This is a genomic window from Mucilaginibacter lappiensis (assembly GCF_900155965.1).
Taxonomy (GTDB): Bacteria; Bacteroidota; Bacteroidia; order Sphingobacteriales; family Sphingobacteriaceae; genus Mucilaginibacter; species Mucilaginibacter lappiensis.
Genome location: NZ_FTMG01000012.1, coordinates 165,815 through 187,049, shown reverse-complemented (window position 1 = coordinate 187,049; position 21,235 = coordinate 165,815). Strand labels below are relative to the sequence as shown.

Genomic DNA, 21,235 nt, shown 5'->3' with positions numbered 1-21,235 from the left:
AAGTACTTCGAAATTCAGTATTCAATATTCTTATTTAAAGTATTTACCATGACTTTTAACTCAACCATTCTTATCCACCCGGGATTGGGAAACTCAGGTCCGGCACACTGGCAGTCGCTTTGGGAAAAGCAATTTAACTTGGTGCGCATTGAACAGCAAGACTGGGACACCCCGGTTTGCAGCGACTGGATTGAAACTCTGAATAGCTATGTGCAGCAACACGATCCCAAAAATGTGATTCTGGTTGGTCATAGCCTGGCTTGCACCACTATAGCGTATTGGGCACAGCAATACAACGTAAATATTAAAGGTGCCCTGTTGGTAGCCCCAAGCGATACTGAGGCTGGTACTTACCCCCAAGGCACTACCGGATTTACACCTGTGCCCTCGCTAAAACTCCCTTTCAAAAGCATTGTAGTAGCCAGCAGCAACGACTATTATGTAACCACCGAACGTGCCCGCTTTTTTGCAGATAGCTGGGGTAGCGAACTGATAAACATTGGCGATGCAGGCCATATTAATTTAGCCGCTGGCTATGGCGAATGGCCCAAGGGATTAGAGTTGCTGCAGCAGCTGGATAATTGATATATTTAACCTTGTAAACACATTTAGTAAATTATGTGATTGCGAGCGCAGCGTGGCAATCTCATCAATGCGAATCATTCATTGGTAGTCTACTTGTCCTGATGAGATTGCTTCGTCGTCCTCCTAGCAATGACATACTTTTTAGTATTAAATTTATGCTTGTAAGCCCTAATACCCTCCGCGTTTTTACAGAAAATATTTTCAAGGCCATCGGCTGTAGTACGGAGCATGCTACGCTTGCTGCCGATGTTTTGTTGCGCTCCGATTTGCGGGGGATAGACTCGCATGGGGTGGCCCGACTGAGCGGCTATGTACGCCTATGGGAGAAGAATCGCATTAATGCCACACCGAACATCCAGATAGTACACGAAACACCCACCACAGCCACCGTTGATGGCGACGCGGGTCTCGGATTGGTGGTAGCGCCCTTCGCCATGCAAGTAGCCATCAAAAAGGCCGAATTATACGGCTCGGGCTGGGTATCCGTACGTAACTCTAATCATTTTGGCATAGCAGGCTACCACGCACTGATGGCCGTGGAGAAAGACATGATCGGTTTTGCCATGACCAATGCCAGCCCACTGGTAGCGCCTACTTTTTCGAGCGAGCGTTTGTTGGGTACCAATCCTATGTGCTATGCCTTCCCAGCCGGTCATTATCCGCCTGTGGTGGTGGATCTGGCTACTTCGGCAGCGGCTAATGGTAAGCTTGAAATTGCCCAGCGCCTGGGTAAACAGGTACCCGAAGGCTGGATTCAGGACCAGCACGGCCAGTATACTACCGATCCGCATGCGCTCAAAACCGGCGGTGCGTTGTTACCCCTGGGTGGCGACCGCGATCATGGCAGTCATAAAGGCTTCGGACTGAGTGCTACAGTGGATATTTTGTCGGCAGTGCTGTCCGGTGCCAATTATGGACCATGGGTGCCTCCTTTTGTGGCTTTTTTGGATCCGCCGGCTAACCCGGTAGGGCAGGGTATCGGCCATTTCGTGGGCGCTATGCGGGTTGATGGCTTTCGCCCGGTTGATGAGTTTAAGAGCCACCTGGATAACTGGATAGCCCGGTTCAAGACCTCCGCCACCGTTGACCCTACCCAGAAGGTCATCATCCCCGGCGAGCCCGAACTGGAGGCCGAGCAACATCGCAGTACCCATGGCATCCCCCTGGTTGATGCCGTTGTGACCGACCTGCATATTTTGGCCGAGCGTTTTGGCGTGGAACCTTTGCAGGGTTTATAATTTAATATCACCCTTCCCAAAACTTTTTAAACCTTAAATTTTAACACTTTTCTGGCCGAAAACGGGGCAAAATCGTTCAAAATTGGCCTCAAAACGATCGATTTTAACACTTTTTAACAAATTTCAACGCAGTTTTGAGCAGTTTTTAAAACTTTAAAAAGTATTCATTTATTAACTATCAAATAATTACACACCAAACGGTTGGTTTTTGGCTTGGCTTTGTCCTTAACAAAACAGCCCGGTTTTCTGTTAACAGAAAACCGGGCTACCGATTGATATAAATATACGAAAAATTGGAGAGCCTTGCAATTTCTATTTTATAATCGTTCGATGGGTAACCGGGTGACTATCCAATTTTTGTCATCCTGAGCGAAGCGAAGGATCTTCTTCGCGAGCATATTCAACAATAGATGCTTCGTCCCTCAGCATGACAAACCCTATTTTTTACCCTCTTTCCGCCGCGGCCGAAGCGAGGGTCGGCAAGCACAGCGATGCCGGGGTGAGTGGCCTCTGCGTGCGCCCTTCGACAAGCTCAGGATGACAGGCCTACTATCATATTCACAAAAAAGCCCACCCGGTAAACCAGGCAGGCAATGCAAATTTTCTATTCCCCCTTCAAGGGGTTATTAGGGGGGCTTAACGGATAATATTAAACAACCTGCTCCACCTAATCTTGCTCAGGAAGCTGGCATTATCGTCGATACTCATCCAGATAAACAGGGCCTTACCCACGATATGGTCTTCGGGTACAAATCCCCAGAAGCGGGAATCTTCGGAATTGTGGCGGTTATCGCCCATCATAAAATAATAGTTCAGTTTAAAGGTATAGGTATCAGCCTTTTTCCCGTTGATCAGGATATCCTTGCCTACAACCTGTACTTTGTTGCCCTCGTAAATTTCAATAGCGCGACCATAAACCGGGAAGGTTAAACTATCCAGTTTTACTGTCCAACCCTTTTTAGGTACGATGATAGGTCCATAATTATCTACGTTCCATTTAAATTTCGGAAAATTTGGCGTGATCTTATAATTCGGGAATTTTACCGGATAAACATCCCCATTCAACTGATCCGGAACCCCGGCAGGAGATATATTAGGTGTAACCGATTTGATATTGGAGTACCCTTTTAATGTATTGGCCGATGCAACAGTGGTGTTGGTAGTAAAGGTGTTATCAATTCCCGGTGCAATATCTTCCAGGTGAAGCTCATTAACCAGCTGTGGATTAATTTCGCTGCCGTCTGATTTTACCAGGTAATTCATTTCACCATGTATTGGCGTAATGGCAGGCTTACCGTTAATAACTACCTGCGCGTTCACTACGCTCAACGTATCGCCGGGTGTTCCCTGGCAGCGTTTAATATAGTTTTCGCGTTTATCAACCGGGCGGTATAATGGTGAGTCGGCATCCATGGGGTAGTTAAATACTACCACATCACCTTTTTTCACATCACTTAGTCCGGGCAAACGGTAATAAGGCAGTTCGATACCATCCCAATAAGCTTTGGTATTGATGAGCGGCATAGTATGGTGTGCAAACGGAAAAGCCACAGGCGTCATAGGCAGGCGGGCTCCGTAGTTCACTTTGCTTACAAACAGGTAATCGCCAATTAACAGCGAGCTTTCCATAGAAGCACTCGGAATTACGTAGGCCTCAATAAACAGGGTACGGATCAATGTGGCGGCAATCACAGCAAAGATGATGGCATCGGCCCATTCACGTGCCGGTGTTTTTTTAAGGGCTATCTTATATTTTTCCCTAAACTCCGGACTGGCAGATTGACCCAGGTATTTGGTATCCTTGTCAAAACCCCATTTGGGCAAAAATATAAATGGTAAAGCTACTCCCAAAATATGATCGAGCAGGCTGAATTTACCAAACGACTTGATAAAATCAACGGTGAGGCCAATCATCACCAATATGTTCAATCCGGGTATCAATACAAGCACAAACCACCAGGCGGGCCTGCCGCTTAGTTTAATCATGCCGTAAATATTGTATAAAGGCACAATACCTTCCCAGCCTGGTCTGCCGGCTTTTTCAAACAATTTCCATAACCCTACATAAGGTAGTATAACCAGTAGTATAATAGCAAGTATAATGTTCACTTTTCTTTATTTAAATTCTAATTATTGTTCTGTGTTTGACTATTGAAAAAAATCATTAATTCAAAACCCTGTTATCCTTCCTCGCACCTTGTCAGGTCCGCCTCATGTCATTGCGAGGAGGAACGACGAAGCAATCTCGTAGCTATTCCTATCCAAGAGAACGCGAGGAGATTGCCACGCTACGCTCGCAATGACATATTTTTAATTCTCAGATTGACATGGCTTTTATATTTTTCAATAGCTATTCAATTTATTAATGTATCCCTCTAAACAACCTGTTCCAGCGTATCCTATTTACAAATGAGGCGGTGCTATCCACACTCATCCAGGTAAATAAGGCCTTGCCTACTACGTGGTCTTCGGGTAAAAACCCCCAATAACGCGAATCTTCGGAGTTATGGCGGTTATCACCCATCATCCAGTAGTAGTTGAGTTTAAAAGTGTAAGTATCGGTTTTTTTATCGTTTATATAAATATCGTGGCCCACTACTTTTACTTTATTGTGCTCATAAATTTCAATAGCCCTGCCATAAACCGGGAAAGTTAAACTATCCAGCTTCACTGTCCAGCCTTTTTTAGGGATAATGATGGGGCCAAAATTATCAATGTTCCAGGTATAATGCGGGAAGTTTGGTGTATTCTTATAACGCGGGTATTTACCGGGATAAACCGGGTTCAGATCGTCGGCAATACCTTTAGTAGCGATATCTGCCGTAACTGATTTGATATTGGAATAAGCCCTTAATGCCTTGGCCGATTCAACCGTAGTGTTGGTTTTAAACGTGGTACTATCAATAATACCTATATCGGTTAAATGGAGCTCATTGATCAACTGCGGATTTATCTGGCTACCGTCGGTTTTTACTACGTAAGCCATTTCGCCTCTCGGGGCAGTGATTTCTGGTTTACCGTTAATGTAAACCTGGGCATTTACCAGGCTCAGGGTATCACCTGGAGTTCCCTGGCAGCGTTTAATGATATTTTCGCGTTTATCAACCGGGCGAAAATAAGGCGAATCGGCTTCCATGGGTTGGTTAAACACCACAATGTCGCCCTTTTTAATATCGCTAAAACCCGGCAGGCGGTAATACGGTAACTGTATACCATCCCAATAAGCTTTGGAGTTGGTATACGGTATGGTGTGATGCATAAAAGGTATAGCCACCGGGGTTATAGGCATGCGGGCACCATAGTTAACCTTGCTTACAAATAAATAATCGCCAATAAGCAGAGAGCTTTCCATCGATCCGCTGGGGATAACATAGGCCTCAATAAAAAGGGTACGTATCAGTGTGGCCGCAATTACCGCGAAAATTATAGCATCGCCCCATTCGCGCAGGGCGCCCTTTTTCTTTTTAGGCTTGCTTGTATCTTTTTTCCAGAATTTCCAGTTCATATTTCAGATGTGCAGATATGCGGATGTGCAAATGTGCAGATTGGTTTAAAAGTATATAATTATTTTTTTATTCCTATGACTGTTTTGTAAGCTATATGTTACTATTCAAATGTGCGAATGTGCAGATGAGCTGCAGATGTGTGGATATGCAGATGAGTTACCATGTATAGATTAATTACTCAGCATTCGCAAATCTATTCCCCCATTTGCACATCTGCATATTTGCACATCCGCACATCAATGAATCATTCTCATCACCCTGCTCCACCTGATGCGGTGGACTTCGGCATCCCAGCTCATCCATACAAATAGGGCCTTGCCCACAATATGGTCTTCGGGAACAAAACCCCAAAAGCGTGAATCTTCGGAATTATGACGGTTGTCGCCCATCATCCAGTAATAGTTGAGCTTAAAGGTGTAACTGCTGGCGGGTTTGCCATTGATAATGATGTTATTACCATTTACCTGCAGCTTATTCTGTTCATAAACTTCAATAGCACGGCGATAGATGGGTAGCGTAAGACTGTCGAGTTTTACCGTCCAGCCTTTTTTGGGGATAATGATGGAGCCCAAATTATCTACATTCCACCTGAATTTAGGGCTGTGCGGAAATATCTCCGGGTCATAAACCCCTCTGAGCCGGATGTTTGGCCTAACCGATTTAATATCGGCTTGCTGCTTCAACAAAGCGGCCGATTGAGCGGTCATGTTCATCATAAAATCCTGATTGGTAAACTGCTGAATATCTGACAGGTGCAGATCAAATACCACCTGCCGGTTAAAACTACCCGCACTGTTACGCACCATATACTCCATTTCGCCATGCGGAGGGGTAATGGCTGCTTTACCATTTATATAAACCTGCGCGTTAAGCAAACTCAGGGTATCGCCGGGAGTCCCCTGGCAGCGTTTGATATAATTTTCGCGTTTATCAACCGGACGATAGAAGGGCGAATCGGCATCCATGGGATAATTAAATACTACCACATCGCCCTTTTTAACATCGCCAAAACCGGGCAACCTGAAATACGGCAGTTTGATGCCATCCCAATAGGCCTTACCGCCGGTAAGTGGCATGGTATGATGCGCAAATGGGAAGGCAACAGGTGTCATGGGCAGGCGCGCACCATAATTTATTTTGCTCACAAACAAAAAATCGCCCACCAGCAGTGAGCTTTCCATGGATGGTGTGGGGATGGTATAGGCTTCGATAAAAAGCGAACGGATAAGCGTAGCAGCAACTACCGCGAAAATAACCGCCTCGGCCCATTCGCGGGTGCTTGATTTTTGAAGATTTTCCCGATGCTCTTCATGAAAATCGACACTTGCCGAAGGGCCCAGGTAACGCGTATTTTTATCAAAACCCCATTTAGGCAAACAAATAAACGGCACCAGGATAACAGCTGCGTTCTGGCTTATTTTAAATTTACCGTACGATTTGATAAAATCAATAGCTATGCCCACACCAATAATAATGTTGATGCCAGGTATCAGTAACAGCAGCAATAACCACCAGGGCCTGCCGCTGAGTTTGAGCATGATATAGGTACTGTAAACCGGGATCAGGGATTCCCAACCTGGTCGACCAGCTTTTTCAAATAACTTCCATAAGCCGATAATCATTAAAATTATTAATGGCCCGGCAGTTAAACAAAAGGCGGTGTATGTGGCTATATCCATTTAAAAATAGCGGTGCTATTTAAAATCAAACATAGCATCAACAGCATAAAAACCTTTTTTATTGTGCACCCATTCGGCAGCCAGTACCGCGCCAAGGGCAAAACCGTTGCGGTTATGGGCCGTATGTTTAAATTCGATGGTATCCACTTCCGAGTCGTAAATAACGGTATGCGTACCTGGAACGCTGTCGATACGTAAAGATTCGATCAGCAATTGGTTATTGGAAACCGCGTCGTCATCGCTTTTATCATCTGTAGTTAAAACATTAACCCATTCAGATTTGGTTTCCAGGTTATCCAGGATACCTTCGGCAATGGTGATAGCAGTGCCGCTGGGCGAGTCGAGCTTTTGGGTATGATGAATCTCTTCTACCTGCACATCATAGTACGGATAGTTGTTCATTACTTTGGCCAGCAGGCGGTTAACATGAAAAAATATATTTACGCCAACGCTAAAGTTTGATCCGTACAACAAGGTATTGTTACTCTCTTCGCAAAGCTGCTTTATTTCGGGTATTTGATCGTACCAACCGGTTGTACCAACTACAATGGGCACGCCTGCATTAAAGCAGTGCTTAATGTTATCCAATACTGATGCCGGCATGGTAAATTCAATAACCACATCGGCTTTTTGTAAGTTTTCAACCGTCAGATCATCCAGGGTATCGTGATCTATCGTTAACACAATTTCATGTTTGCGGCTAATGGCGATCTTCTCGATGATCTTGCCCATTTTTCCATAACCCAGTAATGCTATTTTCATTATTTTTTAGTATCAAGTAGCTAGTATCAAGTATCAAGACAGCTGCCCTATATATAAATGGCGTGTATCAAAGCTCTCTTAATTGTTTAATCTCTTAAAAAATCTGATACTTGATACTAGCTACTTGATACTAATCTAAAACGTAAAGGTAATTTTTATCGACGGAATATAAGAAGTATTAGCAGTTTGTGCATAAACCGGCTGGTTGATTAAACCTGGGGTAATTTTCATATTCATGCCCAGGTTGTTATCAACCGTATAGGAATGCATGAATTTGGCATCGATGTAAGCTTCAACAGTCTGTATACCCCAGGCAGCCAAAATACCGAAATAGCTCAGATCGCGGTTACGTCTGTAGCCATCGAGCTGGCTGATGATACTAGCATCGGGCACATTATACTGGGCATATAACTGGTATGTAGCATAATACGGCTGACCGGGTGTGGGAGCGATACCCTGCTTACGATAATTATATATCGCTAAATTTTCGTTATAATTTTTTTGATTAAATATCACCGCCGAAACCAAAAGGCCCAGACCACCATAGATGATTGGTACTTTCCACCAGCTACGGTTATACAGCTGGCCCCATCCCGGAATCATTAAGGAGTGCATTACCGCCTTATGGGGACTGTGTAAGCTATCGGGATGATATACTTTTTCTTTTTTAATAGGCGGCGCAAAAGAGCCGGGGGCTGTATTCGACGCTTTTTTCGTAGTGTCGCTTTTACCAGATTTCACGGTATCTGGCCCAAGCCCTTGCGCTTTTGCCGTTAAAGCAAATACGGTAACTAAACCAATAACAAGCAGGAATTTATACATCTTTTAATATAATATTTAAGAGGCAAGAAATTAGAGTCAAGAACCAAGAAAAAGTGATAATCGTAAATTTATCTTCATGTCTTGATTCTTGACTCTAATTTCTTGGCTCTCGGTCTTACCAATCCAGCATCTCCAGGATACGGCCCAGATCATCGTCTGAAAGAAAAGGTATTTCAATAACACCGCTCCCTTTGTTGCCTACCTTAAGTTTTACCCTTGTACTAAACTTTGAAGCCAGATCGTCCTGTATTTTTTGCAGCTGGTATGATACGGGTTCGGGTTGTTTCCCTTCCTTCTTTACCGGCGACTTCTGTATTTCACGAGCCAGTTCTTCAGCTTTACGAACGGATAAACCTTGCTGAATGATATGTTGATGTAAATATAATTGTTTGGCGGGATCGTCAATAGTGATCAAAGCCTTGGCATGACCCATGGTTAAAGCTCCATCGCGGATGGATGCCTGTATGCTTGGCGGCAACTTTAACAAACGCAAATAATTGGTTACGGTTGAGCGGTTTTTGCTCACGCGGTCGCCCAGCTCTTCCTGTTTCAGGTTACATTCTTCAATCATGCGCTGAAAGCTGAGGGCCACTTCAATGGCATTCAGGTTTTCGCGCTGGATGTTTTCGATGAGGGCCATCTCCAGCATTTGCTGGTCGTTGGCGGTACGCACATAGGCAGGTATCTGCGTTAACCCGGCTATTTTTGAAGCACGGAAACGGCGCTCGCCCGATATGAGCTGGTATTTATGCGCGTTAATGCGCCTTACCGTAATGGGCTGTATTAACCCTTGCAGTTTAATGGAGTCGGCCAGTTCGGCCAGGGCTTGTTCATCAAAATCGGTACGGGGCTGAAAGGGGTTTACCTCAATTTCGGCCAGTTGTATCTCATTTACCGAGCCCAGGCTATTAACCTCCACAGCTGATGTGGAGGCTTCTTTATCTTTATCCTTGGTTTTATTATAAGGTTGTACGTTTACAGAGTCATTCAACAGCGCACTTAATCCTTTGCCCAGGGCATTTCTTCTTTCACTACTCATTGGTTACACTGTTGCTGTCGCGGCTTCCGACTCGTTCTTGGTGAGGCCGTTCTTCTCAATAATTTCGCGGGCCAGGTTTAAATAATTGATGGCACCCTTACAGGTGGCATCATGCATAATTACCGATACACCGAAGCTTGGCGCTTCGCTTAAACGGGTGTTACGCTGAATGATGGTATCAAAAACCATATCCTCAAAATGCGTTTTAACTTCATCAACCACCTGGTTGCTCAAACGCAAACGCACATCGTACATGGTTAATAATATACCTTCAATTTCCAGCTGCGGGTTAAGGCGCGACTGTACAATTTTTATGGTGTTAAGTAATTTACCCAAACCTTCCAACGCAAAGTATTCACATTGTACAGGTATAATTACCGAATTGGCTGCGGTTAGCGCGTTGATAGTGATCAAACCTAAAGATGGCGAGCAGTCGATAATAATAAAGTCATACTCGTTTTGTATGGCTTCAAATACCTGTTTCATTTTATACTCGCGGCCGCTCAGGTTAATCATTTCAATCTCGGCACCTACCAGATCGATATGGGCCGGTAGCAGATCAAGGTTTGGGGTATCCGTTTTCTGGATAGCCTCATGCGGGTCAACCTGGTTTATGATGCACTCGTAAATACTATTCTTGATGTTACGGGGATCAAAACCGATACCCGATGTTGAATTAGCCTGCGGATCCGCATCAACCAACAAGGTTTTAAAATCTAATACGGCCAAACTTGCGGCCAGATTTATAGATGATGTAGTTTTTCCTACGCCACCTTTCTGGTTGGCTAAAGCAATTATTTTACTCATTCTATATCCTTACAAAATTTATATTACTATGATTTATAACAACGAAAAATAGAACCGGAAATTTCTACTTTCGTAAAGTTTTTGTCCGGTGATAAAGATACGGATTTAAAACTATTCCGAAATCCACAGGATTTGGCAATTTACAAACAATTTAATTATTGAATTACTGAATTATTGAGTTATTGAATGAATGATTTATTGAATAACGGAATTATTGAGTAATATGGGAGCTTTAAGAATATTTGAGCTTCAATCAATAATTCATTAAATCAATAATTATACATGATCACAATTATATCATCAACCAATCGCCCCGGAAGCCATACACTTAAGCTTGCTAAATATTATCAGCAAAAATTGAGTGAGAAAGGCGTTGAGGCAGGTATATTTTCATTGGCCGATCTGCCGGCAAATGTGATACAAACCGATTTGTACGGCAAGCGCAGCCCGGAGTTTGAACCGATACAGGATTTGATTAACCGTACCGATAAATTCATATTTATCATCCCCGAATACAATGGCAGCTTCCCGGGCGTATTGAAGGTTTTTATGGATGCCTGCGATTTCCCATCCAGCTTTTATGATAAAAAAGCCGCGTTGGTTGGTCTGTCATCCGGCAAGTACGGCAATATCAGGGGTATCGATCATTTTACGGGAGTTTGCCATTACATGCATCTCAACATCATGTCGTTAAAAATCCACATCTCCTCTATCAATAAAGAAATGGATCAGGATGGCAATTTGTTAAATGCCGATACTTTAAAATTTACCGACGAACAAATAGATAAGTTTATTAAATTTTAGTTTGCCATTCATTGTCGGTCAATTATTATCTATGAGTTTTCTTAATCGAAAAAGGCCCCTCCCTGAAGATGTCGTTAAAGAAGCATTGAACAATCCAGATGGATGGGTGTATGTAATTGACGAAGCTTTCAAAAATGAAGAAAATGTACCTCCACAGGCTATAAAAGGTGCATGGAAGGTCAACTCAAAAGGAATAATTACCGGCGACTTTATATATAATCCTAATTACCACTCTCCTAAAAAAACATGAGTTTTAATGCTGCCCGTTGATCAGCTTAGCCATTCCAAATGCAGCAGCAGCAGCCAGGGCTCCTATCAGTAATACTTTCAGTGCGCCTTTGATAGCAGGTTGCCCGGTTACCTTGCTTTTGAAATAGCCAAACACAAACAGGCAGATCATGGTAATACCGCAAGAATAATATAAAGCCTGCGTTGAATCGGCAATAAAAAAATAGGGCGAGAGCGGGATAATGCCTCCAACAATATAGGATACACCAATGGTGATGGCGCTTTGTGTGGCCCGGTTAGCTTTGGGCTCTTCCAGCCCCAACTCATAGCGCATCATAAAATCAACCCATTTATCTTTGTCTTTGGCCATTTCTTCGGCAACTTCATGCTGTAGTTTTTCCGACAGGCCAAAGGCCGCGAACACTTCCTTTACTTCTGCTTTTTCCTGCTCGGGTACTTTTTCTACCTCCTCATACTCCCTTTTCAGTTCAGAAGCATAATGATCGGCTTCGGTACGACCGGCCAAAAAACCGCCCAGGCCCATAGCGATGGACCCTGCCACAATTTCGGCTATCCCGGCCGTGATCACAATACCCGAGGAGTTTACTGCCCCGCTTAAACCAGCGGCCAGGGCAAAAGGTACCGTTAGCCCATCAGACATACCAATAACAATGTCCCTGATGGTGTCTGAGCTTTGTAAATGTTGTTCGTGATGCATAGGTTAAAGGTACCTGCATTAAGGTTAGTAATCGGTATAAATAACTATTTGTTATTAGTTTGAATTAAGCTTTACTGCTTTTGCACACACCAGGTGGTCATACAACGCAGGTTTTGCACATTGGTGGTTTTGATGGGTTCATAAAGAGAGCCGCCTAATTCGGCAGTGTACCGGAGCAGCGTTTGCTCATTCACCAGGAAACGTTCGGAGCCATCGGGTAGCAGGTAGCGGCCATTGCCTGTGCTTGCCACCAATTCTTCGATACCGATATCCGATGCCAGGCGGGCAAACAGATAACCGCCTGGTTTCAGCACCCGCCACAGCGAACGTACCATATTATCAAAGTGCTGCTCATTTTTGGCAAAATGCAATACGGCGCTGCAGATCACCAGGTCGAAATGATTATCGGCCCAGGGCATATCCTCCACGCCAGATACCCGGAATTTGTTGAGCGCGTGTGTAGATGAAAGCTTTGCCGAGAGCTGTTTTACCGCCTCTACAGCTTCTGCACTTTGGTCGGTACCATATACATCAAAGCCATTTTGCATAAAATACACCAGGTTGCGCCCGCCGCCGCAGCCGGCATCCAGTACGGTTTCGCAATGATCAAAGCGCCCTTTCAATAACTGATCGAACAAATAGATATCGATATTGCCAAAGCTTTGCTGCAGATTGTTTTGCATGGGATGTTGTTTGGAGGGGGAAATTAAGGAATCTGGAGAGATGCGAAAAGAGGTAAAGGAATGCTAAACCCTATGTTTTATTTTTTAATATGAACCCTTTTTGTTCTGCAAAGTATATAATTGTAGCAAAGGAAACTTGATCCATTTTGCGGTTCCGATAACAGTATTCAAGTAGATATAGACTTTTATATTCATCATGATTTATTCCATCCAAACTACACACTTCCAAATAATACTTTTTACCTATATCAAATGTAAATGTATTAGCGATAGAAAGCCCCACTTTGTACCATTGTTCATAATTCGAAGTAATTGAAATACTATGCTTTTTTAGATATTTAATTACTTTCCCCATAATAATTCTATCACTCTGGCTGTTTTTTTTATCTGTTGAATAAAAAAGCAGTTTATCTAAATTAGAATTGACAAATTTAGGCTGAATTATAGTATTTGATTTCTGACGCTTAGGATTTATTTCATTTATTAAGTTCGAAGAAATTGTCTCAACATCTACTTCAAATAGATGATAACTTTCTTTGATAAGAATATCGGGATCGTAAGAAGAAAAACATAATCGGCATACATCACTTCCACTTTTATCTACATTCAAATCGTACTTTAATTTTATATATTTTACAAGTTCATCAAAGTATAATTTATGTGTTTCTACGTTCGCATTAGTCTTTATTAATATTTTTATCCCTCTATTTGATGGCGATGTCCAAGTTGCCCAAACATAATCATCATCAAATAATTTTTGCTTTAACTCTTTGACTTTAAGAGTCTCAATCCCATCTAAATCTATTATTATGAACCCGTTGTAGTCTATTAAATTTTCCTTCCTATGGGAGCCATTAAATCTACCGCTGAAAGTTACAGCAGGCAATTTAGCTTTTGCTTGTTTATATTCTAAAACTAAGCCTTCATTTAGTAAATTTCTACATAATAAAACCGAGTCCTTAAAAACACCGGTTTTTATCATGTTTAATTCCTCAAAAAGATCTATGTTATTATCAATTTTAGAAACCGCATTATTATACTTAGAAATAACAAAGCATTTTTCATCAATCATAATAACAAATATATATATATTTAGACACGCTAGAGTAGCGAAGAGTGAATGTAAAAATTCATTAAATTGAATCGGGTTCTTTTATTAGATAGACTGTAAAGTTGAAAAAATGGCTTTTTTGCGTTGTTCCTCCCGTATGTTATTCAATGCATCTGATTTATGTCAGTATTTTGGTTAAAACCTAAACCAGCTACTCTAGCTTTTTTATGAAGGATTTAGAAAGATATTTCAGTCATAAAGCGATAATTACGCTTTTATGCAAATACCGTATCAAGAGTGCTAAAAAAAAGCATAAATATCATTTACTAAGGGATATTAGCTTGCATAAAGTTTCAATGCACTATTTCAAGACGAAACATAATTGCCCTTCTGATTTAAAAGAACTCTTTCCAAGTAGACGTCAGTGGTATAGGCCAAATTTAAAAAGTCGGAATAAGTTCGCCAATACTCAAGATTTAAACATAGCTGCACTATATAAGACCATTCTAACAACACACATAAATGTTGTAAATAAAAAAATCACTCCACCAGAATGGTATTTAAAGCTTAATAAGTTCATTTACTACGTTCAAGAAAGAATAAAAAATCCTGATAATGAATCTATTAAATTACCAATAATAGTTCCGATTAAGAAAGATGATAATAAACATTGCACTGTTTGTAGGCCAATTTCTTTATATAATCTCGAAGATCGGGTCATTATAAGCTTAACGTCCAAATACCTGACTGATATTTTCGATCCATATTTACATAATTGCTCATACGCATTTCGATCAGTGAAATATGATGTTATTAGAACTCACCATGACACTATTACTGAAATCATAAATTATAAAGAAAGAATAAAAAAAGGCTCTGTTTGGGTTGCTGAGTGTGATTTAAAAAAGTTTTTTGACTGTGTTAACCATGAATTAATCATTAACATTTTTGAAAAATTCGTACAGAAAGTTGAGGGGGCAGATTTAAAAGTTTCAAAATCAGCTATAAGGATATTCCTTCAATATCTTAATTCATATACGTTTAATAACAGCGTTTTCAAATTAAATAAAACGCCCCAATATTTCCTAGGTTACAATATTCCTAATGGGCAATTCGAATGGCCCTACGATGAATTAAGACATAATTTTTATGATGGCAATGTTGATACCTCAAACATTGGTGTACCCCAAGGAGGGGCATTATCATGTTTAATCGCAAATTTAATATTACACGATGTAGATGAATCAGTTGATAGCGAACCGAAAGACAGCGATTTACTTTATATCCGTTTTTGTGATGACATGGTAATTATGCATACTGAAAAAATGAAGTGTGAGGAGGCTTTAAAGCGATACAATAAAAAAATCAAATCATCAAGACTATTAATTCATCAACCTGAAGATATCGTTGTTTACAATAAAGCTTTTTGGAAAACTAAATCTAAGAAACCGTATAAATGGACTTCAAGAACTAATAGCGGAGTGCCTTGGGTAAGCTTTGTAGGCTATCAAGTTCGTTTCGATGGAAATATTAGAATCAGGAAGAAATCACTAAAAAAAGAAGTTAACAAACAAAAGAAAGAAGCGCAAGAAGTATTGAAGGCGTTATCTCACAACGTTAAAACTCAAAAAAACATAAACGAAAGTTCAAGAAAATCAAAGAAGCAACAAGTTTATGCATTAGAAAGCAGATTAATCGCAATGTCTGTTGGAAGAGTTAAACTATACAATTACAAGTCTATAAAACCAGGATTATGTTGGACAAATGGGTTTAAAAATCTGAACTATAATATTATAGTAAAATCACAATTAAGATATTTAGATAGACAAAGAACTGTTTCAATTAACAATTTCAAAAGAAAATTAAAATACTTGACTAGGGCTACGGAGAATCCGGTAATTATTAATAAAACATATTTTGGAAATCCTTTTAGTTACCATAATTTCTCGTCCAATCTTCCTACACAAACGTCCATTCGCTAAAATCTCGCATCATATCTACAAATAATTGTTACTGGAAATTTCTCCTGTAACATTTCCCTCTAAAATAAATCTCAATAGCATGGAAACATTCATCTACCTCAGCACAAGAATTATCTCGATATGTTGTCTGGCTGTTATTGCCTGTACGTCTGTTCCTTTTGCTAACTTCCTCAAATGTTCGAGGGAAGTAAAATAGTTCCATCCTCTTTTCTGCCATAAAACCACTAATTTTAACCCAATGATTTTTGATTTCAGGTTAAAGGTTTTTTATACGGTTGCCCAAAGGCTCAGTTTTACCAAAGCTGCTCATGAGCTGTACATTACTCAACCGGCGGTTACCAAGCATATTAAAGAGCTGGAGCAGCAGCTGAGCACCCAGTTGTTTAAACGCAATGGCAATAATATAGCGCTTACTGTAGCGGGTAAAATACTGGCACAATACGCCGAAAAGATATTCCAAACCTATACCGAATTGGAAACCGAACTGGCCCAGCTCAACAATTTGGAGGCAGGTACGCTGCACATTGGCGCCAGCACTACGGTGGCCCAAACCATTTTACCCAAGATATTGGCGCTATTCAAAAAGACCTATCCCGATGTTACCTTCAACTTTATACAGGGTAATACTGATTATATTTCGCAGCTAATCCTCGACGAAAAAATTGATGTGGCCATTGTGGAAGGTGCCGCCCATTCGCCGCAGCTGGCCTACTCCCCTTTTGCCAAGGACGAGATTGTGCTGGTAACCCGGGCCAATAATAAGTTATCTAAAAAACAGGAGATCAGTCCCAAACAATTACTGGACATACCGCTGGTACTGCGCGAAGCCGGTTCGGGCACGCTGGATGTAATCTTTAATGCCCTGGCCGATGTACAGATCAACCCCAAGGACCTCAACATCGAGATCCAGCTGGAAAGCAGTATCGCCATCAAACAATATTTATTGTACTCAGATACCGCCACTTTCCTGTCTATCCAATCGGTACTGAGTGAGTTGAAGTATAATGAACTGAGCATTATTGAGATTAAAGGGATGGAAATTTTCCGCACTTTTCAGTTCATTCAACTGCATGGCAAAAACAGCAAATTGATTGATCTTTTTAAGCGTTTTTGCCTCGCCAATTATAACCTGAAGGGTAGTGTCTCAGTTTGAATTTATTTTGTATTTTAAGACGAAAACCATAATTGTGGCAACTCCCCCAATTAACACTAATATGGGCAAATAAATTAATAGTATAGGTCTGTATGGCAATAGATCTTTTTTAAAAACATTTGCCATAACAATACTACTTAACCCAAAGATATTGAAGTAGTTTAATACTTTTTGCCAAAAAACTAATTTGTCGCTATTACTGCCCGTAAATATACTTTTCATTGGAATTTATTTAGGGAATAAAAAAAACACGTGTTAATTATTCTAAATATATGAATAAGTTATGTGAAATCACTCTGCATAAACAGTCAGGCATAAAAACAAATTCAAACAGAGTCACTATAACCTGGAGTAATGACACATTACTAAATACCATTTGATTTTTGAATGACTTGTAGCCACATTTGAGTGCTTATTAAAAGGCACTTTTATGGAACACATCAATACCGATATTTGCATTATAGGCGCAGGTCCTGTTGGTTTATTTGCTGTTTTTGAAGCGGGTTTACTCAAAATGCGCTGCCATTTAATTGACGTGCTGCCGCAGGTTGGCGGTCAGCTTTCTGAAATATATCCACGCAAACCTATTTATGATATTCCCGGTTATCCGGATATTACTGCCCAGCAACTGGTTGACAGGCTGATGGAGCAGGGAGCGCCCTTCCACCCCACTTTTAGCCTGGGCGAACGGGTAGAAACCCTCACTAAGAATGACGATGGCTCCTACCTGATACAAACCAACGACGGTACCACCGTACACTGCCAGGTGGTGGTGATAGCTGGTGGCCTGGGTTGTTTTGAACCCCGCAAACCAGAGATTGACCGTTTACTGGAGTTTGAAGGGAAAGGCGTGGCCTATATGGTTAAAAATCCCGAAGCCTTACGCGGTCGTAAAGTAGTAATTGCTGGTGGTGGCGATTCGGCGCTGGACTGGGCCATATTTTTGGCCGATGTGGCCGAACGGGTTACATTGGTACACCGGGGCGATACCTTCCGTGGTACGCCTGATGCTGCCGAGAAGGTTTTTGAACTGGCCAAACAAGGCAAGATCGACCTGGTGCTCAAATCGAACGTAGTAGCTTTAACCGGCGAAGGGCATTTGCAGGAAGTCACTTTATTAGATCGAAATAACCAGGTAAGCCATATCACCGCCGATCATTTGATACCGCTGTTTGGCCTGAGCCCCAAACTTGGACCAATTGCCAACTGGGGCCTTAATATTGATTTTTCGGCCATTGTGGTGAACACCCGCGATTACAGCACCAGCGTGGAACGTATTTATGCCATAGGCGATATCAATACCTACCCGGGTAAGCTAAAGCTGATCCTTTGCGGTTTCCATGAAGCGGCATTGATGGCCCAAAGTGCCTTTAAATACGTTTACCCCGAACAAAAACTAAGTTTTAAATACACTACCGTTTACGGCGTAACCGAGTTTTAGCCATGATCAACTTAATTATTGAAGACCGTGAAGGCCACCGTGCCCCGGTCGAAATTCCCGAAGGCATCAACCTGAGTTTGATGGAGGTGCTCAAAGCCTCAGAATATGAGATACTGGCTACCTGCGGCGGTATGGCCCTGTGCGCCACCTGCCATGTACAGGTGGTGGAAGGCCCCGAACAGTATTTTACCCCGACAGATAATGAGCTCGATATGCTCGACACACTGCCTAATGCAGGTCCGGACAGCCGCCTGGCCTGCCAGATCCATCTGAGTGAAGAAATGGATGGGATGGTGTTTAGATTACTTTAAGTTATGCCCAGTTTTTTTGTACACTAAGTAAACAAGGGCATTTTTAACATTTTTTAAGATCAAAACAGCTCTTTTTCTATTGTTTTTTAAGGAAAAATGCTCAAAAATACCCCATTTTAACACTTTTTAACAAATCGGCAAAACAGGCGAAAATTGATACACTAAGTCATCACGCTAAAACCGGGAGATTTGTCCTGGCGGCGAAGACTCACCCCGTCTGCGCTACGCTGGACGGCCCCCTCTTCGGCTTCGCCGGAAATAGGGTAAAAAGGCTTTGTCATGCTGAACGGAGTGAAGCATCTATTTTGCAGCCCTGCAAATTCAACAATAGATCCTTCGTTCCTCAGGATGACAAAATCAAATGATATCCGATCTTCTAAAATCCCCTCTTTCCGCCGCAAGCCAAGAGAGGGTGGTCGAGCGAAGCTATTACCGGGTGAGTCGCCATCCTACACTTCACTCCAACCCGAAGTATCCTTCATCAAACTACCATACCTTTGAGTTGTTACATCATCAAAAGCAAATAAAATGGTAGCCGTAATTTTTGAAGTGATGCCCGCGGAGGGCAAAAAGCAGGAATACCTGGACATAGCCGCCGATCTGAAACCTACATTGGTCACTATTGACGGTTTTATTTCGATAGAACGTTTTCAGAGCTTGACCGATCCGGGTAAAATATTGTCCTTATCCTTTTGGCGCGATGAGGAAGCTGTAAAGCAATGGCGCAATATAGAAGTACACCGGGATGCCCAGGCCAAAGGCCGCGAATACGTGTTTAAAGATTATCATTTGCGTATAGCGCATGTGGTACGTGATTACGGCATGTTTGACAGAAAGGAGGTACCTCAGGATAGCAAGCAAGCGCATCATGGGTAAGGCAGGATAACACAAGGCCGATCAAATACCGCAAGTTCCGGGTTTCACAGGGGCGTATAATTTGGCAATTTTGAATAAGCAAATAAGCGTATTCAATAATTATCAAAATAATAGCAACATGCACAAAATAAGCGAACCCGCCATCCTGTACTTCGGCACCCCGGTAGTACTCATCAGTACCCTAAACGAGGATGGGTCATATAATTTAGCGCCCATATCATCAGTTTTCTGGCTGGGCTGGCGTTGTATCATCGGCATGGCTACCACCTCTAAAACGGTGCAAAACCTGCAGCGTACAGGGCAATGTGTTTTAAACCTGCCATCGGTTAATGAGGTACAGGCGGTGAATAACCTGGCGCTTAAAACCGGCATGCACCCGGTGCCCGAAGGTAAATTAAGTCGCGGTTATTATTATGAGCCCGATAAGTTTGGGATTGCGGGACTAACCCCGGTACCATCGCAAAAAGTGGCCGCTCCGCGTGCCATGGAGTGCCCGGTACAAATGGAGGCGCACGTAGCCGAAATACACCCCATTGGCGAAGACAACGACCAGCAACGCGGACGCATAGTAACCATGGAGTTAAAAATAGTACAGGTTTACCTGGAAGAATCCATCATCATGAATGGTGACCCCAACCGTGTTGATCCGAACAAATGGCGACCGCTGATCATGAGTTTTCAACAGTTTTATGGTCTTGGCGAACAAGTACATGATTCGTCGCTGGCCAGTATTCCGGAGTATAAATACCGTAGTGCTGATATAGAGATAGCCCGGAATATGAAAAGTATCATGGAGCCGGCGGATGCCTGACACCAGTCTCAGGGCCCTCTCCGAGAGCCCCTGAGGGGACGGTAAAGGGCGTCACCCTGAGCCCCGTCGAAGGTAGAGCGCAGAGGCCTGCCCACCATGCTTCGATGGAGCTCAGCATGACACCACGAGATGGTAAAATATAAGCCTTAGTGCTTATCTTCACCTTTATGGAAAAAATACGGGAATACCTGGAGCACATTGCTCCTATGAGCGACAAGGATTGGCAAATATTTTCGTCGAAGTTGACCAAACGGAAAGTCCCTAAACATACCGTGCTTTTAAAAAGAGGTGAAACAGAAAACTATATGTCGTTCATGGAAACAGGAATAGTACGTTATTATATCCCTAAAGATGATAACGATGTAACCTTCTCCTTTAGTTTTGGCAACCATTTTACCAGCGGATATGATTCATTTTTAACCCGGGGACCATCGCCTTACCAGATAGAAACGCTTACCGATGTTACGCTATGGCGGTTAACTTATAATGACCTGCAACATATTTATGCTGATACAGAAGTTGGCCAGACTATGGCCCGCCACGCCTGCGAAGCTATTTTCCTGCTCAAATCCAAACGGGAACTATCGCTTTTAAATGACACTGCCGAACAACGCTATCTGAACTTATTTACCGAAGAACCATACCTTATTAAATATATCCCCTTAAAGTATATCGCCTCATATATCGGCGTTACACCACAGGGATTAAGCCGGATACGGCGACGCATTACTTAACCCAG

Annotated in this window: 21 protein-coding genes; 11 read left to right on the top strand and 10 right to left on the bottom strand. The window is 42.3% G+C overall.

The genetic code is table 11. The features are described 5' to 3' along the window. Nucleotides 1-48: 48 nt before the first annotated feature. Together BW976_RS20730 and BW976_RS20725 are read left to right on the top strand one after the other, a co-directional pair. Nucleotides 49-585: an RBBP9/YdeN family alpha/beta hydrolase gene (locus tag BW976_RS20730; protein ID WP_076376047.1), complete on the top strand. Its 537-nt coding sequence runs from the start codon at nt 49-51 to the stop codon at nt 583-585. A gap of 155 nt (nt 586-740) precedes the next feature. Continuing rightward, on the top strand, nt 741-1,823 hold the full coding sequence (locus BW976_RS20725; RefSeq protein ID WP_076376045.1) for an Ldh family oxidoreductase: 1,083 nt from the start codon (nt 741-743) through the stop codon (nt 1,821-1,823). 636 nt (nt 1,824-2,459) lie between these two features. On the opposite strand, the gene lepB (BW976_RS20720) is transcribed toward BW976_RS20725, so the two are convergent. The 7 genes from lepB (BW976_RS20720) to BW976_RS20690 all read right to left on the bottom strand — a co-directional run bounded on the left by lepB (BW976_RS20720) (nt 2,460) and on the right by BW976_RS20690 (nt 10,438). After that, the gene (gene lepB / locus BW976_RS20720) at nt 2,460-3,932 is read right to left on the bottom strand and encodes a signal peptidase I (RefSeq protein ID WP_076376043.1); all 1,473 of its coding nucleotides are present in this window, start codon (nt 3,930-3,932) and stop codon (nt 2,460-2,462) included. A gap of 253 nt (nt 3,933-4,185) precedes the next feature. Further along, complete coding sequence (gene lepB / locus BW976_RS20715; protein WP_076376041.1) at nt 4,186-5,328, bottom strand: signal peptidase I; 1,143 nt, start codon at nt 5,326-5,328, stop codon at nt 4,186-4,188. Nucleotides 5,329-5,565: 237 nt separating this feature from the next. Then, the gene (lepB, locus tag BW976_RS20710) at nt 5,566-7,008 is read right to left on the bottom strand and encodes a signal peptidase I (RefSeq protein ID WP_076376039.1); all 1,443 of its coding nucleotides are present in this window, start codon (nt 7,006-7,008) and stop codon (nt 5,566-5,568) included. A gap of 15 nt (nt 7,009-7,023) precedes the next feature. After that, nucleotides 7,024-7,770, bottom strand: a complete 747-nt coding sequence (gene dapB, locus BW976_RS20705) for a 4-hydroxy-tetrahydrodipicolinate reductase (RefSeq protein ID WP_076376036.1) — start codon at nt 7,768-7,770, stop codon at nt 7,024-7,026. Between the two features lie 135 nt (nt 7,771-7,905). Next, on the bottom strand, nt 7,906-8,592 hold the full coding sequence (locus BW976_RS20700) for a DUF5683 domain-containing protein (RefSeq protein ID WP_076376034.1): 687 nt from the start codon (nt 8,590-8,592) through the stop codon (nt 7,906-7,908). Nucleotides 8,593-8,707: 115 nt separating this feature from the next. After that, nucleotides 8,708-9,631 (bottom strand): ParB/RepB/Spo0J family partition protein, encoded by a 924-nt coding sequence (locus tag BW976_RS20695; protein ID WP_076376032.1) that lies wholly within the window; start codon nt 9,629-9,631, stop codon nt 8,708-8,710. Nucleotides 9,632-9,634: 3 nt separating this feature from the next. Then, nucleotides 9,635-10,438 carry a ParA family protein gene (locus tag BW976_RS20690; protein WP_076376030.1) on the bottom strand — a complete coding sequence of 268 codons (804 nt, stop codon included), beginning with the start codon at nt 10,436-10,438 and terminating at the stop codon, nt 9,635-9,637. A gap of 282 nt (nt 10,439-10,720) precedes the next feature. Here BW976_RS20690 and BW976_RS20685 point away from each other — a divergent pair, with 282 nt between their 5' ends. Continuing rightward, nucleotides 10,721-11,242, top strand: a complete 522-nt coding sequence (locus BW976_RS20685; RefSeq protein ID WP_076376028.1) for an NADPH-dependent FMN reductase — start codon at nt 10,721-10,723, stop codon at nt 11,240-11,242. 31 nt (nt 11,243-11,273) lie between these two features. Then, on the top strand, nt 11,274-11,492 hold the full coding sequence (locus tag BW976_RS20680) for a hypothetical protein (protein ID WP_076376026.1): 219 nt from the start codon (nt 11,274-11,276) through the stop codon (nt 11,490-11,492). 3 nt (nt 11,493-11,495) lie between these two features. Here BW976_RS20680 and BW976_RS20675 read toward each other — a convergent pair whose 3' ends face one another. The 3 genes from BW976_RS20675 to BW976_RS20665 form a co-directional block, all read right to left on the bottom strand. Further along, entirely contained in the window at nt 11,496-12,188 is a 693-nt protein-coding gene (locus BW976_RS20675; protein ID WP_076376024.1) for a VIT1/CCC1 transporter family protein, read from the bottom strand. Nucleotides 12,189-12,259: 71 nt separating this feature from the next. Then, nucleotides 12,260-12,871, bottom strand: a complete 612-nt coding sequence (locus tag BW976_RS20670; RefSeq protein ID WP_076376022.1) for a class I SAM-dependent methyltransferase — start codon at nt 12,869-12,871, stop codon at nt 12,260-12,262. A gap of 70 nt (nt 12,872-12,941) precedes the next feature. Next, complete coding sequence (locus BW976_RS20665) at nt 12,942-13,943, bottom strand: BT4734/BF3469 family protein (protein WP_076376020.1); 1,002 nt, start codon at nt 13,941-13,943, stop codon at nt 12,942-12,944. A gap of 206 nt (nt 13,944-14,149) precedes the next feature. On the opposite strand from BW976_RS20665, the gene BW976_RS20660 reads away from it, so the two are divergent. From BW976_RS20660 to BW976_RS20625, 7 genes are all read left to right on the top strand, one after another. Beyond that, nucleotides 14,150-15,904 (top strand): reverse transcriptase/maturase family protein, encoded by a 1,755-nt coding sequence (locus tag BW976_RS20660; RefSeq protein ID WP_076376018.1) that lies wholly within the window; start codon nt 14,150-14,152, stop codon nt 15,902-15,904. A 238-nt stretch (nt 15,905-16,142) separates the two neighbouring features. Next, nucleotides 16,143-17,057 (top strand): LysR substrate-binding domain-containing protein, encoded by a 915-nt coding sequence (locus tag BW976_RS20655; RefSeq protein ID WP_221276107.1) that lies wholly within the window; start codon nt 16,143-16,145, stop codon nt 17,055-17,057. Nucleotides 17,058-17,487: 430 nt separating this feature from the next. Further along, nucleotides 17,488-18,498 (top strand): NAD(P)/FAD-dependent oxidoreductase, encoded by a 1,011-nt coding sequence (locus BW976_RS20645; RefSeq protein ID WP_076376014.1) that lies wholly within the window; start codon nt 17,488-17,490, stop codon nt 18,496-18,498. A 2-nt stretch (nt 18,499-18,500) separates the two neighbouring features. Then, the gene (locus BW976_RS20640) at nt 18,501-18,809 is read left to right on the top strand and encodes a 2Fe-2S iron-sulfur cluster-binding protein (protein WP_076376012.1); all 309 of its coding nucleotides are present in this window, start codon (nt 18,501-18,503) and stop codon (nt 18,807-18,809) included. Nucleotides 18,810-19,337: 528 nt separating this feature from the next. Then, nucleotides 19,338-19,685: an antibiotic biosynthesis monooxygenase family protein gene (locus BW976_RS20635; RefSeq protein ID WP_076376010.1), complete on the top strand. Its 348-nt coding sequence runs from the start codon at nt 19,338-19,340 to the stop codon at nt 19,683-19,685. 118 nt (nt 19,686-19,803) lie between these two features. Further along, entirely contained in the window at nt 19,804-20,496 is a 693-nt protein-coding gene (locus tag BW976_RS20630) for a flavin reductase family protein (RefSeq protein ID WP_076376087.1), read from the top strand. A 167-nt stretch (nt 20,497-20,663) separates the two neighbouring features. Further along, the gene (locus BW976_RS20625) at nt 20,664-21,230 is read left to right on the top strand and encodes a Crp/Fnr family transcriptional regulator (RefSeq protein ID WP_076376008.1); all 567 of its coding nucleotides are present in this window, start codon (nt 20,664-20,666) and stop codon (nt 21,228-21,230) included. The last annotated feature ends 5 nt before the right edge of the window (nt 21,231-21,235 follow it).

Excerpts from the sequence above, each read along its gene's own strand:
- BW976_RS20725 (WP_076376045.1), top strand. The coding sequence starts at position 741 with ATGCTTGTAAGCCCTAATACCCTCCGCGTTTTTACAGAAAATATTTTC.
- BW976_RS20690 (WP_076376030.1), bottom strand. The coding sequence starts at position 10,438 with ATGAGTAAAATAATTGCTTTAGCCAACCAGAAAGGTGGCGTAGGAAAA.
- dapB (WP_076376036.1), bottom strand. The coding sequence starts at position 7,770 with ATGAAAATAGCATTACTGGGTTATGGAAAAATGGGCAAGATCATCGAG.
- BW976_RS20660 (WP_076376018.1), top strand. The coding sequence starts at position 14,150 with ATGAAGGATTTAGAAAGATATTTCAGTCATAAAGCGATAATTACGCTT.
- BW976_RS20665 (WP_076376020.1), bottom strand. The coding sequence starts at position 13,943 with ATGATTGATGAAAAATGCTTTGTTATTTCTAAGTATAATAATGCGGTT.
- BW976_RS20695 (WP_076376032.1), bottom strand. The coding sequence starts at position 9,631 with ATGAGTAGTGAAAGAAGAAATGCCCTGGGCAAAGGATTAAGTGCGCTG.
- BW976_RS20685 (WP_076376028.1), top strand. The coding sequence starts at position 10,721 with ATGATCACAATTATATCATCAACCAATCGCCCCGGAAGCCATACACTT.
- BW976_RS20640 (WP_076376012.1), top strand. The coding sequence starts at position 18,501 with ATGATCAACTTAATTATTGAAGACCGTGAAGGCCACCGTGCCCCGGTC.
- BW976_RS20670 (WP_076376022.1), bottom strand. The coding sequence starts at position 12,871 with ATGCAAAACAATCTGCAGCAAAGCTTTGGCAATATCGATATCTATTTG.
- lepB (WP_076376041.1), bottom strand. The coding sequence starts at position 5,328 with ATGAACTGGAAATTCTGGAAAAAAGATACAAGCAAGCCTAAAAAGAAA.
- BW976_RS20675 (WP_076376024.1), bottom strand. The coding sequence starts at position 12,188 with ATGCATCACGAACAACATTTACAAAGCTCAGACACCATCAGGGACATT.
- BW976_RS20655 (WP_221276107.1), top strand. The coding sequence starts at position 16,143 with ATGATTTTTGATTTCAGGTTAAAGGTTTTTTATACGGTTGCCCAAAGG.
- BW976_RS20645 (WP_076376014.1), top strand. The coding sequence starts at position 17,488 with ATGGAACACATCAATACCGATATTTGCATTATAGGCGCAGGTCCTGTT.
- lepB (WP_076376039.1), bottom strand. The coding sequence starts at position 7,008 with ATGGATATAGCCACATACACCGCCTTTTGTTTAACTGCCGGGCCATTA.
- BW976_RS20680 (WP_076376026.1), top strand. The coding sequence starts at position 11,274 with ATGAGTTTTCTTAATCGAAAAAGGCCCCTCCCTGAAGATGTCGTTAAA.
- BW976_RS20635 (WP_076376010.1), top strand. The coding sequence starts at position 19,338 with ATGGTAGCCGTAATTTTTGAAGTGATGCCCGCGGAGGGCAAAAAGCAG.
- BW976_RS20625 (WP_076376008.1), top strand. The coding sequence starts at position 20,664 with ATGGAAAAAATACGGGAATACCTGGAGCACATTGCTCCTATGAGCGAC.
- BW976_RS20730 (WP_076376047.1), top strand. The coding sequence starts at position 49 with ATGACTTTTAACTCAACCATTCTTATCCACCCGGGATTGGGAAACTCA.
- BW976_RS20630 (WP_076376087.1), top strand. The coding sequence starts at position 19,804 with ATGCACAAAATAAGCGAACCCGCCATCCTGTACTTCGGCACCCCGGTA.
- BW976_RS20700 (WP_076376034.1), bottom strand. The coding sequence starts at position 8,592 with ATGTATAAATTCCTGCTTGTTATTGGTTTAGTTACCGTATTTGCTTTA.